At 71.7% G+C, this 12,597-nt stretch carries 10 protein-coding genes; 4 read left to right on the top strand and 6 right to left on the bottom strand.

The annotated features are described in order from the left end of the window. Positions 1-80 precede the first annotated feature (80 nt). From ACWDBB_RS27945 to ACWDBB_RS27930, 4 genes are all read left to right on the top strand, one after another. On the top strand, positions 81-1,139 hold the full coding sequence (locus tag ACWDBB_RS27945) for a LacI family DNA-binding transcriptional regulator (protein ID WP_449792224.1): 1,059 nt from the start codon (positions 81-83) through the stop codon (positions 1,137-1,139). 115 nt (positions 1,140-1,254) lie between these two features. Next, positions 1,255-2,448 (top strand): S1C family serine protease, encoded by a 1,194-nt coding sequence (locus tag ACWDBB_RS27940; protein WP_449792223.1) that lies wholly within the window; start codon positions 1,255-1,257, stop codon positions 2,446-2,448. Between the two features lie 79 nt (positions 2,449-2,527). Continuing rightward, on the top strand, positions 2,528-3,298 hold the full coding sequence (locus tag ACWDBB_RS27935; protein WP_402406154.1) for a response regulator transcription factor: 771 nt from the start codon (positions 2,528-2,530) through the stop codon (positions 3,296-3,298). Beyond that, positions 3,295-4,791 carry a HAMP domain-containing sensor histidine kinase gene (locus ACWDBB_RS27930; RefSeq protein WP_449792222.1) on the top strand — a complete coding sequence of 499 codons (1,497 nt, stop codon included), beginning with the start codon at positions 3,295-3,297 and terminating at the stop codon, positions 4,789-4,791. The genes ACWDBB_RS27935 and ACWDBB_RS27930 overlap by 4 nt, the downstream gene beginning before the upstream one ends. Positions 4,792-4,851: 60 nt before the next feature. Here the strand turns inward: ACWDBB_RS27930 and ACWDBB_RS27925 are convergent, their stop codons facing one another. The 6 genes from ACWDBB_RS27925 to ACWDBB_RS27900 all read right to left on the bottom strand — a co-directional run bounded on the left by ACWDBB_RS27925 (position 4,852) and on the right by ACWDBB_RS27900 (position 12,452). Then, positions 4,852-6,651, bottom strand: a complete 1,800-nt coding sequence (locus ACWDBB_RS27925) for a bifunctional metallophosphatase/5'-nucleotidase (protein WP_449792221.1) — start codon at positions 6,649-6,651, stop codon at positions 4,852-4,854. A gap of 208 nt (positions 6,652-6,859) precedes the next feature. Beyond that, the gene (locus ACWDBB_RS27920) at positions 6,860-8,209 is read right to left on the bottom strand and encodes an ATP-binding protein (RefSeq protein WP_449792220.1); all 1,350 of its coding nucleotides are present in this window, start codon (positions 8,207-8,209) and stop codon (positions 6,860-6,862) included. A gap of 63 nt (positions 8,210-8,272) precedes the next feature. Beyond that, positions 8,273-9,847, bottom strand: a complete 1,575-nt coding sequence (locus tag ACWDBB_RS27915) for an SCO6880 family protein (protein WP_449792219.1) — start codon at positions 9,845-9,847, stop codon at positions 8,273-8,275. A gap of 7 nt (positions 9,848-9,854) precedes the next feature. Beyond that, positions 9,855-10,901, bottom strand: a complete 1,047-nt coding sequence (locus tag ACWDBB_RS27910; RefSeq protein WP_449792218.1) for a hypothetical protein — start codon at positions 10,899-10,901, stop codon at positions 9,855-9,857. Between the two features lie 229 nt (positions 10,902-11,130). Further along, complete coding sequence (locus ACWDBB_RS27905; RefSeq protein ID WP_449792217.1) at positions 11,131-11,934, bottom strand: hypothetical protein; 804 nt, start codon at positions 11,932-11,934, stop codon at positions 11,131-11,133. 167 nt (positions 11,935-12,101) lie between these two features. Beyond that, positions 12,102-12,452: a hypothetical protein gene (locus ACWDBB_RS27900; protein ID WP_224284734.1), complete on the bottom strand. Its 351-nt coding sequence runs from the start codon at positions 12,450-12,452 to the stop codon at positions 12,102-12,104. Positions 12,453-12,597: the final 145 nt, after the last annotated feature.

Here is a 12,597-nt window from a genome sequence, read left to right as displayed (position 1 = left end):
CCCGGAGCCGCCCGCCGGCCTGCCGGACAAGGCCTCAGGTCCCACTGCCGCCCCGGGGGCCACACGCGTAGACTCCCCCCGTGGCCAAAGTGACGCGCGACGATGTAGCCCGGCTGGCTGGTACCTCGACCGCGGTCGTCAGCTACGTCATCAACAACGGGCCGCGCCCGGTCGCGCCCGCGACCCGGGAGAAGGTCCTCGCGGCGATCGAGCAGCTCGGCTACCGGCCGAACAGCGTCGCCCAGGCGATGGCCTCCCGGCGCACCAACCTGATCGGCATGGTCGTCCCGGACGCCCGCCAGCCCTTCTTCGCCGAGATGGCGCACGCCGTGGAACGGGCCGCCTCCGAGCGCGGCAAGCTCGTGCTGATCGGCAACTCCGACTACGTGGACGACCGCGAGGTGCACTACGTCCGCGCCTTCCTCGGGATGCGCGTCTCCGGCCTGATCCTGGTCAGCCAGGGCCCCTCGCAGCGCGCCGCCGAGGAGTTCGCCGCCATGGAGGGCGCCAAGGTGGTGCTGCTGCACCGCCGGCCCGAGGCGATCGACGACGTCGCGGTGGTCACCGACGACGTGGCGGGCGCCGAGGCGATCGTGCGCCACCTGCTGGAGGTGCACGGACACCCGTACGTGGCCTGCTTCGGCGGCCCGGTCGAGTCCCCCGCCCCCGGCGACCCGGTCATCGACCACGTCGAGGGCTGGCAGCGCGCCATGGACGCCCACGGCATCCCCACCGAACCGCACCTGATCGACGCGCCCTTCCACCGCTACGGCGCCTACGAGGTCGCGCTCGGCGTGCTCCGCTCGCCGGACCGGCCGCGGGCGATCTTCTGCTCCACCGACGACCAGGCGATCGGCGTGCTGCGGGCCGCCCGCGAGGTCGGCCTGCGGGTCCCGGAGGACCTCGCGGTGGCCGGCTTCGACGACGTGCCCGAGGCCGCGCTCGCCGACCCGCCGCTGACCACCGTCGCCTCCGACCGCGACGCGATGGCCCGGGCCGCCGTGGACCTGGTGCTGGACGACTCGCTGATGGTGCCGGGATCGGACACCGAGCGGGTCCGCACCTTCCCGTCCCGGCTGGTCATCCGCCGCTCCTGCGGCTGCGACGGCACCACCCCCGGCCGATCCGCACCGGAGTAGCCGGTTCCGCTCGACAGGCGGCCTGACCAGGCTTTATGAGAACCCAACGGGCTTCTCTCCCCGTTCTGAGCCAGTTCTCATCCACTCCTCATGCGCCGGACCGAGCTTGGTCTGCATGAGCGAACAGCAGCAGCACCCCAGCGAGCAGTACGACCCGTACCAGCCCCACCGGCCGTACGACCCGTACCGGGCGCACGAGCCCCGGGTGATCGAGGGCACCGTGCTCGGCGCCGGCCCTGCCACGGGCGCCCCCGGCACCACCGGCGGCGCCACCGCCGGGTACAGCTACCGCGAGGACCACTCCGACGGCGGCTTCGACGGACCGCCGCCGCCCCCGCCGATCCCGCCCGAGCCGCCCACGATCCTCGGCCCCGGCTCCCCCGAGGGCCCCGGCCACCACGGCGGCCGGGCCCGGCGCGGACTGCTGCGCGGCCGGCTCGCCATGGTCACCGCCGTCGCCGCGATCGCCGCCGTCCTCGGCGGGGTCACCGGCGGGCTGGTCGCCGCCGACCGGCAGAGCTCCGACAACCGCGTCGGCACCATCGCCAGCCCGGTCTCCGCCCGCTCCGACGGCAGCGCCGACGTGGCGGCCATCGCCGCCGCCGTCTCGCCCAGCACCGTCCAGATCACCGTCAAGACCGGCAACGGCACCGCCACCGGCACCGGCGTCGTCCTGGACACCGACGGCCGGATCCTCACCAACTACCACGTGATCGACACCGCCGCGGCCGGCGGCGGCCGGATCACCGTCACCTTCAAGGACGGCTCCACCGCCCAGGCCACCGTGACCGGCACCGACAAGGCCCTCGACGTCGCCGTGATCACCGCGACCGGCGCGAAGAACCTCACCCCCGCCGTCCTCGGCGACTCCGCCACGGTGGCCATCGGCGACCCCGTGGTCGCCATCGGCAACCCCGACGGCCTCACCGGCACCGTCACCTCCGGCATCATCAGCGCCGAGAACCGCGACGTCACCGTCCAGCTCGACGAGGGCAGCACCAGCAACAACGGCGGCTTCGGCCTGCCCTTCCTGCCCGGCATGCGCGGCACCGCCCCGCAGTCCACCAGCGGCAGCACCACCACCTACAAGGCCTTCCAGACCGACGCCGCGCTCAACCCCGGCAACTCCGGCGGCCCGCTGATCAACGCCAACGGCCAGGTCATCGCCATCAACTCGGCGATGTACGCGCCCGGCGGCTCCGGCTCCTCCGGCAACGGCTCGGCCGGCAGCGTCGGCCTCGGCTTCGCCATCCCGATCAACGACATCAAGCAGGTCCTGCCGAAGCTCGAAGCCGGACAGAGCCTGTGAGCCACACTCCCTGAGACGGACAATTGCTCCCAGCAGGCCCTCCAGCCGACGAGAACCCGACGAGAAAGGGCACCCGCCCATGACCCCGTCCGCCGACGACCGCACCACCGCCGAGGCCGCCCACCCCTCCGCCCGGCTCCTCGTGGTCGACGACGAACCCGCCCTCCGGGACGCCCTGGAGAGCAGCCTCGCCTTCGAGGGGTACGAGGTCGCCACCGCCACCGACGGCTACGAAGCCCTGGAGTCCGTCGAACGCGACCGGCCCGACCTCGTCCTGCTGGACATCATGATGCCCCGGATGGACGGCCTCACCGCCGTCCGCCGGATGCGCTCGCGCGGCGACACCGTCCCGGTGCTGATGCTGACCGCCCGCGACGCCGTCGGCGACCGCGTCACCGGCCTCGACGTCGGCGCCGACGACTACCTCGCCAAGCCCTTCGAACTCGACGAACTCCTCGCCCGCGTCCGCGCCCTGCTGCGCCGCAACGCCCTCGCCGCCGAGGCCGCCGCCCGCGCCGCCGTCGAGGACGAGAGCGAGGTGCTCGCCTTCGCCGACCTGCGGATGAACACCGCCACCCGCGAGGTCACCCGGGCCGGCAAGCCGATCGAGCTCACCCGCACCGAGTTCATGCTGCTGGAGATGTTCCTCTCCCACCCGCGCCAGGTCCTCACCCGCGAACAGATCCTCAAGGCGGTCTGGGGCTTCGACTTCGAGCCCTCCTCCAACTCCCTGGACGTGTACGTGATGTACCTGCGCCGCAAGACCGAGCAGGGCGGCATGCCCCGCCTGATCCAGACCGTGCGCGGCGTCGGCTACGCGCTGCGCCCGGCCTCCGGCACGAGCGCGTGAACAACGTCCCGCCCCCGCCGCTGGCCCCTCCGCCGGCTCCGCCCCGCACGCCGGGGCTCCGGCACCGCCTGGTCCACTGGTACCGCTCCCGCTCGCTGCGCGGCCGCCTCACCTTCCTGAGCGCGGCCGCGGTGGCGGTGGCCATCGCGCTCTCGGCGCTGGCGTGCTGGTTCATCGTGCAGAAGCAGCTGTACGGGCAGGTGCGGACGGACCTCCTCAGCGCACCGATGCCCCCCGCCCCCCGAGTCCTCCTGAGCTGCTACCCGACCGCGGACCAGGCCCTGGCGGAACAGCCGACGAGCCTCACCCCGGAGAACGGCGGCGCGGTGGCCCGGGACACCCAGTACGTGGTGGCCGGCCCGACCGCCGTCTGCCTGCCGCCGAACGCGAGCAAGGCCATAGTGGTCGAGCCCGGCGACCTGGCCGGGTTCAAGCTCCAGAACGGCCAGTCGATCATCCGCGACGGCCGGTTCACCGACGGCACCCCGGCGGTCGTCCGGATCTCCCCGACCCACGGGTCACGCCCGGCGCTCATGATGGTGGCCACCTCCACCCAGCCCATCGAGGAGTCCCTCCAGGGCCTCGCCATCCTCCTCGGCTCGGTCTCCGCCGGCGGCATCCTGCTGGCCGCCATCGCCGGCCGCCTGGTCGCCCGCTCCGCCCTGAAGCCCGTCGACCGGCTCACCGACGCCGTCGAACACATCGCCAGGACCGAGGAGGTCGGCACCACCATCCCGGTCCGCGGGGACGACGAGATCGCCCGTCTCTCCACCTCCTTCAACTCCATGAGCACCGCCCTCGCCAACTCCCGCGAGCGGCAGACCCGGCTGATAGCCGACGCCGGACACGAACTGCGCACCCCCCTGACCTCCCTGCGCACCAACGTCGACCTGCTGATCCGCAGCAACGACACCGGACGCCCGCTGCCCGCCGCGACCAAGACCAAGCTGCTCGGCAACATGAAGGCGCAGATGCAGGAACTCACCGTCCTGATCGGCGACCTGCTCCAGCTCTCCCGCCCGGACACCCCGAAGAGCGGTCCGGAACCGACCGTGGTCGCCCTGCACGAGATCACCGGACGGGCCGTCGAACGGGCCGAGCTGCGCGGCCCGGGGCTGGTCTTCGAGACCGACACCGAGCCCTGGTACGTGCACGGCGACGCGGCCGGGCTGGAACGGGCCGTGATCAACCTGCTGGACAACGCGGTCAAGTACAGCCCGCCCGGCGGCACCATCGACGTCCGGCTGCACCAGGGCGTCCTGACCGTCCGCGACCACGGCCCCGGCATCCCACCGGACGAGCTCCAGTACGTCTTCGACCGGTTCTGGCGCTCGCCGTCCTCGCGCCAGCTGCCCGGCTCCGGCCTCGGGCTCTCGATCGTCGCCCAGAGCGTCCGGGAGGCCGGCGGCGAGGTCACCCTCGGCCCCGCCACCGACGGCGGCCCGGGCGCGCTGGCCACCGTCCGCCTGCCCGGCGGCCCCGCCCCGGAATGACGGAAGGGCGGGTGGGGGCGCCCCGACAGCGCTCCCACCCGCCCCGTGGCCGGCTCACGGTCAGTCGATGGTGCTGCCCGGGCCGATGACCTTGATCCGGTCCTGCGCCGGGGCCTGGAGCGGCGCGGCCGCCGAGCTGTGGGCACCCAGGTAGGCGATGAAGACGTCCAGGTCCGAGGCGCCGACCAGCTTGTCGGTGCCGGCCGCGAAGGCCGGGAAGCCGTCGCCGCCGCCGGCCAGGAACTCGTTGGCCGCGACGCGGTACGTGGCGGCCGGGTCGACCGGGGCGCCGTTCAGCCGGACCGAGTCCAGGACCACGCGGTCCGCACCGGTCTTGCGCATGTCCAGGGTGTAGTGCAGGTTCGAGGACACCTGGAGGATCTTCGGCGCGGCGGCGTTGGAGCCGCTCACCTGCTGCTGGAGCAGCTGGATCAGCTGGGCGCCGGTCAGCGTCTTGACCTGCATCATGTTGGTGAACGGCTGGACGGTGAACGCCTCGCCGTAGGTCACCACGCCGTCGCCCTCGCCGCCCGAGGCCTTGTAGACCAGGTCGGAGCGGATGCCGCCGGGGTTCATGAAGGCGACCTGCGCGCCGCCCTTGTCGGCCGGGGCCAGCCCGGCGAGCTGCGCGTCGGCGATCACGTCACCGAGCGGCTTCTCCGGGTCGCCGTTGCCGCGGCCGTTGATGTCCGAGGCGATGTAGCCGATCGGACGGTTGGCGATCGGGGCGGCCAGCTTGGAGTAGTGGTCGACCAGCGCCGTCATGTCGGGCGCCTTCTCGACCGTGCGGCGCACCACGTGGTTCTCGGCCTTGACCGAGGGACGCACGATCTCGCCGGTGGTCTTGTCCAGCTTCATGTCGATCTCGGTGAACAGCCGGCCGAAGGAGGCGGCGCTGGTCACCGAGCGCGGGACGCCGTTGGGGTCGGGGATGCTGCAGGCGTACGCGTTGTGGGTGTGGCCGGTGACGATGGCGCCGACCGCAGGGTCGATCTTCTTCGCGATGTCGACGATCGGGCCCGAGATGCCCTGGCCGGCCGCGCCGCAGTCGTAGTTGTAGATGCCGCTGGCCGGGTAACCGCCCTCGTGGATCAGCGCGACGATCGAGTTGACGCCCTTGGCCTTGAGCTCGGCGGCGTACTTGTTGATCGTGGTGACCTCGTTGGCGAACTTCAGCCCCTTGATGCCCTCGGCGGTCACGATGTTCGGCGTGCCCTCCAGGGTGACGCCGATGAAGCCGACCTTCACGCCCTGGGACTTGGTGATCCAGTACGGGGCCAGCAGCGGCTTGCCGGACTTCTCGTCGGTGACGTTGGCCGACAGGAAGTTGAAGTTGGCGCCCTTGAAGGTGCGGCCGGGCTCGTAGCAGCCGTCGGTCGGGTGGCAGCCGCCGTCCTGCATGCGCCGCAGCTCCTGCGCGCCCTCGTCGAACTCGTGGTTGCCCACGGAGGTGACGTCCAGGCCGAGCTTGTCCATCGCCTCGACGGTCGGCTCGTCGTGGAAGAGCGCCGAGGTCAGCGGGCTGGCGCCGATGATGTCGCCGGCGGCGACGGTGATCGAGTCGTCGGCCGGGATGCGCGCCTTGCGCAGCTCGGTGGCCAGGTACTCGATGCCGCCGGCCGGGGTGGCGACCTCCTTGCCGGTGGCCGGGTCGATCTCCTTGATCGTGCCGGAGGAGCCGGCCGGGGGCTCCAGGTTGCCGTGGAAGTCGTTGATCGCCAGCAGCTGGAGGTTGACGGTCTTGTGGCGCTTGGCGTTGGCGTCGGCGGCCTGGGCGGCCGTCGGCACGACCACCGTGCCGAACAGACCTGCGGCGGCGACGACGGCGAGCGCCGTCCGTCGGGATCTGACGGTGAGCATGAAGGGTTCCCCTGCACCTTGGAAGGAGCACCGGCTGTGGACAGCATCGGCGTTCGGGCATGTGTTGCGACTGCGAAGCCTATGGTCAACGCGCGTAGCTGTCAGGACGTCGAACGTAACGAGAGGATTACCTACTGACGAACCATCGCCGTCCGAGGGGCGCGGAGCCCGCGGAGACGGCCGCCGCGCGGGCCCTCCCGAGGGGCTCTCAGACCCCCGGCTCGGCCGCCAACTGCCGCTCCGCGCGGTCCCGTTCGGCCACCGCGTCCTCCGTCATCGCGCGGTCCGTGTAAACCAGCGGACGCTCAGCCTCGGTGACGATGTGCTTGACCACCTGGACGTTGCCGTTGACGTCCCAGACCGCGATGCCCGGCGACAGGGTCGGGATGATCTCCACCGCCCAGCGCGGCAGGCCCAGCACCCGGCCGGTCGCCCGCGCCTCCTCGGCCTTCTGCATGTAGATCGTCCGGGTCGAGGCCATCTTCAGGATCGCCGACGCCTCCTTGGCCGCCGCGCCGTCCACCACGTCGGACAGGTGGTGGACCACCGCGACGAAGGACAGGCCCAGCCGACGGCCGAACTTCAGCAGCCGCTGGAACAGCTGGGCCACGAAGGGGCTGTTGATGATGTGCCAGGCCTCCTCGACCAGGAAGATGCGCTTCTTCCGGTCCGGCCTGATCCAGGTGTGCTCCAGCCACACCCCGACGATCGCCATCAGGATCGGCATCGCGATCGAGTTGCGGTCGATGTGCGAGAGGTCGAAGACGATCAGCGGCGCGTCCAGGTCGATGCCCTCGGTGGTCGACCCGTCGAACATGCCGCGCAGGTCGCCGTCGACCAGCCGGTCCAGCACCAGCGCCACGTCCAGGCCCCAGGACTGCACCTCTTCCACCGCCACGCCCAGCGACTCCACCGAGGACAGGTCGGGGTTGCGCAGCGTGTCGATGATGTCGTCCAGCACCGGCTGGCGATCCTTCACCGAGGCCACCACGTGGGCGTGCGCGGCCTTCAGCGCGAAGCCCGCGCGCTCCTCCAGCCCGCGCCCCATCGCCACCTCGACGATGGTGCGCAGCAGCGACAGCTGGCCGGTCTGGGTGATCGCCGGGTCCAGCGGGTTGAGCTTCACCCCGCCGTCCCTGGCCGCCATCGGGTCCAGCCGGATGGACTTTATGCCCAGCGCGTCGGCGATCAGGTTCCACTCGCCCACGCCGTCCTCGCCCTGCGCGTCCAGCACCACGACCTGGCGGTCGCGGAACCTCAGCTGCCGCAGCACGTACGTCTTCTCCAGCGCCGACTTGCCGTTGCCGGACTCACCGAGCACCAGCCAGTGCGGGGCGGGCAGCTGCTGCCCGTACAGCTGGAACGGGTCGTAGACGTACCCCTTGCCGCTGTACACCTCGCGACCGATGATCACACCGGAGTCGCCCAGGCCCGGAGCCGCCGTGGGCAGGTAGACGGCCTGCGCCTGGCCGGTGGAGGTGCGCACCGGCAGGCGGGTGGTCTCCACCTTGCCGAACATCAGGCTGGTGAACGCATCGGTGAGGTTGCCGAGCGCCATGGGCGGCCTCCTGACGGGTCAGCGGTGGACGGGGGTGCGGGTGTACGGGGGGTGCGGCCGTGCTCAGCGGCGGATGCCGGTGGCGAACGGAAGCGTGTTGACGAAGGCCCGGTGGTGCTCGCGGTCGCACCACTCCAGCTTGAGGTAGCTCTTGCCGGCCGAGGCCCGGATGGTCCGCTTGTCGCGGGCCAGCGCGTCGGGGTTGCGCGAGGAGACCGTGATGTAGCCGACCAGGTTCACCCCGGCCGCGCCGGAGGCCAGGTCGTCACCGCGCTGGTCCACCCGGCCGGTGTGGGCCAGGTCGCGCGGGTCGACCGTGCGGTTCATCTTGGCCGCACGGCTGGCCTCGGCCTCGTCGTTGGTCTTCTCGGTCAGCATCCGCTCGATCGCGACGTCCGTGGGCTCCAGGTCCATCGTCACCGCGACCGTCCGGATCACGTCCGGGGTGTGCACCAGCAGCGGCGCCAGGAAGTTGACGCCCACCGGGGTGAGCGGCCACTCCTTGATCCACGCGGTGGCGTGGCACCACGGCTCCCGGGTCGCCGACTCGCGGGTCTTCGCCTGCAGGTACTGCGGCTGGGTCGCGTCCAGCTCGGCCGGCCAGGCGTTGCGCCGGGACATCGCCTGGATGTGGTCGATCGGGTGGTCCGGGTCGTACATCGAGTGCAGCAGCGAGGAGAGCCGGGCCTGACCCAGCGGCTGACGCACCCGGATGTCCGCCTCCGCCAGCCGGGCGCAGATGTCGGTCAGCTCGCGCGCCATCACGGCCGCCAGCCCCTCGTCGTCCCGCGCCCGCCGCCCGGTGGCCGTCCGGCCCATCGCGTGCGCCTCGGCGGCCAGGTCCCGGGTGTAGTGCATGCAGGCCACCAGGTACGCCCGGTGCTGCTCCGAGGAGGTCGACACCATCGACTGCAGCTGGTCGTACGAGTCCTGCAGCCAGCGCGGCGACGACGGGTCGCCGCGCCGCTCGACGTCCTTGGCGTGCGCGTCCGGATCGGCCGGCAGGGTACGGGCCAGGATCTGCAGCCGCGTCACGAAGCCGTCCCCGTTGGCGACGTGCTTCAACAGCGTCCCGAACCGGTCGACCAGGGCCTCCTGGTCCTCCGAGTCACGCAGGCCGACGCCCGGGCCCTCGATCTCGATCGCGGCCGTCACCGTCCGACGCTCCAGGTGCATCAGCACCCCGACCTCGTCCGGCCCGAACGGCGCCGTCAGCCAGCGCAGCCGCCCCACCCCCGGCGGCGGGCCGACCTCCACCTCCCGGCCGTCCAGCCGGGTGCCGGCGTCCATCACGTCCGAGCGCCACACCGCCCGCCCGCTGCGGACCGTCCGGCGGTAGGTGCGGTTGATCTCCACCCACTTGTAGAACGTCCGCTTGCGGTACGGCACGTACACCGCCGCGATGGCGAGCGCCGGCAGACCGACCAACCCGCCGATCCGCAGCGGCAGGATCGGCATCAACAGGCCCCAGAGCATGCCGAGGAAGGCCCCGAGGATGATCAGCATGATCTCGCCGGACTCCCGGTTCCGGCCGATCGGCGCGTTCGGGCGGGCCTTGCCGATCAGGTAGGTACGGCGCTGGTGCACGTACGGCTGGGCGTACTGGGCACCGTACTGGCCCAGCGGTTCGCTGCTCACTTACCCGTCACCCTCCCTTCGCTGGATTGCTGTCGCGGATCGGAACCGAAGCCTGCGGGGGCCCGCCCTGCGGCGGTGGCGTAGGCGTCCGGCCGGCGTGGGCGGCGATGCCCGGCGCGACCGAACCGCCGCCCGCACCCCCGCCGCCACCCGTGCCCGCCGCCTGCGGACCACGGTCGCCGTGGGTCGTGATGCCCTGCTTCATCAGGTTCGCGGTGCCGTTGATCATCGCCGAACCGGCCTGCACGGCGTTGGCCCGGGCCCCGCGCATGTTGAGCATCTCGTCGCCGAAGCCCGGCACGAAGCGGTAGACCGCGGCACTCGCGAAGATCGACAGGAACAGGATCGCCAGCCCCGACAACACCCGGGCGAAGTCGTCGTCGGCCCCGGACCCGGTCGCCACCGCGCCCGCCAGCCCGAGGATGACCACGATGATCGGCTTCGCCAGGTCCACCGCCAGCATCACCCCCGCCCAGCGCCGCACGTGCTTCCACAACTGCCGGTCCACCAGCCCCGCGTACACCGCCGTACCCAGCAGCGCGCCGACGTACAGCATCGCCGCCCGTATCAGCAGCTCGATCCAGAGCACCGCCGCCGCCAGCACCGCGACCAGCGACACGATCACCAGGATCAGCGGACCACCACCCACGTCGCCCTTCTCCAGCGTGTCGGCGAACCCACCCAGGTACGACCCGGTGTCCGTCTTCGTCCCGACCGCGATCGCCTTGGTCAGCCCGTCCGTCACACTCACCACGGTGAACAGGATCAACGGCGTGAACGCGGACGCCACCACCGTCAGCCACAGGAAGCCGATCGCCTCCGAGAACGCCGTCGTCAGCGGCGCCCCCCGCACCGCCCGCTTCGTCACCGCCAGCAGCCACAGCACCAATGTGATCACCGTCGACACGGCGAACACCACGGCGTACTGCTGCAGGAACGACGCATTGGTGAAGTCCACCTGCGTCGTCCCGTCGATCGCCCCCGACAACTTCCGCACCACCCACGCCGCTGCCTGCGCACAACTCTTGGCCAACGACCCGAGCGGATCGGTCACAGTCCCGACAGTGCCGCTCCCGGGGAGAGAACCACCGCCGGGTGGAGCGCAGTAAACGTCGCTGCCGGGGAGCGGGACACCGGGACAACTCGTATTGGTCGCACCCGAACTCGGGGTCGGCGAGGGGTCCGCCAGCGCTCGATGGGCCGAAGCCACCACCGATAGGGCGCCGAGCAATGCGGCCCCCGTCACGCGACCCACGGTCCGTCGAACAACGCCCGAGTTACCGTCAACGGGCATAGTGGAAGCCTCCGAACTGCTCGACGGCACCAGTGATCTCCTCGGCCGTCGCGGCCTGTTGGTCCGGTGGGATCGGGGCTGGCCCCGCCACACGGCTGTAGTCGCTGAGCTTCCAGTCCGTCCCGGTCCATCGCAAGCTGAGGTTGAGCGTGAACCACTCCTCGGAGACCGGCTTCGTAGAGCGCTCACCAGCCAGCCCGAACAGGCCCGTGCACCAGACGTCGACCTTGACACTGTCCGCGGTGTAGCCACTGCTCCGGGTTCCGATCGGGATTGTCCGGCTGACAAATGTCAGCCCCTTCGGCGGCCGCCCCTGCGCATCGACCCCGAACCTGGCGGCCGTCTCGGGGGAGAAGCCCTGGTCCAGCCGGCTCTGGAGCCCCGCCAGTGCGCCCGGGTCGGCGATGGTGGCGACGATGCCGTGCCGGCTGTCGGTGCGGAACATGTCCGCGGAGCCGATCGCCACCGCGTAGTTGGTGGCGGCCGACTGGGCACCGGGCTCGGTGTGCGGGTAGCCGGTCGGGATGCCGTTGACGGTGGTGCCGACGGGCTGGTCGCCGCTGGGGGCGGGCCCGGCACCGGCGTCGGCGCGGTCGGCGGAGGAGCTGCCGCCTGCGGTGCCGGATGTGACACGGTTGGCGATGGCGACGGCCACCACGAGCAGGGTGACGACGACCAGGACGGCCAGCAGGGCGCGCAGCGGTCGAGCCTGACGGGGGTTCGGCTGGGCGGAGGACTGTTCGCCGACCGGCAGGCGCGTGCGGGTGCGCGGCTGGTCGTCGGACAACGGCACGGCGGCCCTCCAAGTGCGGGGAGCCGGGGCGGCTCCGGGGGGCCTCCGCCCGGGGGCGGGCGCGGGCGGAGGGCGGGGACGGGGATGGACTCCTGGCGGGCCGGCCGCCGGAGGGGGTCCGGACGGAACCCCGGCCTCAGGCCGGTCGGACTACTGCTGCCTGATCGTCAGATCGCCATGCCGTAGACAATGGTGAACAGAGTGCCGAGTGATCCGATGATGAACACGCCGGTCAGGCCGGCGACGATCAGCCCCTTGCCCTGTTCGGCGCCGAAGCTGTCGCGCATCGCGGTCGCTCCGATCCGCTGCTTGGCCGCACCCCAGACCGCGAGGCCGAGGCAGATGAGGATGGCGACGGCCATGATGACCTCGACCATCACCCGCGCCTCCGACCCGAGGCTCGCGAACGGCCCCCAGTCCGGCGCGATTCCGCCGATGATGGTGTCGATGTTCGGCTTCTTGGGGGGGTCCTCGGCCAGGTGGCCGACCGCATTGGTGTGCACGCTGCTCAGGTTCATTTCCATCTCACCGCCCGATCAGGCAAATTCAAGGGCCCGGACCCGGCCCGCGCGAAGGGTCGGTACCTATTCTTGGCCAGATCTGATGTCGACTTGGCTACTTCTCGCGAATTGGTCGTGAGGCATCGGGCACGTACGCGAGGAT

The organism is Kitasatospora sp. NPDC001095 (assembly GCF_053598615.1).
This window is presented reverse-complemented; position numbering and strand designations above follow the sequence as displayed.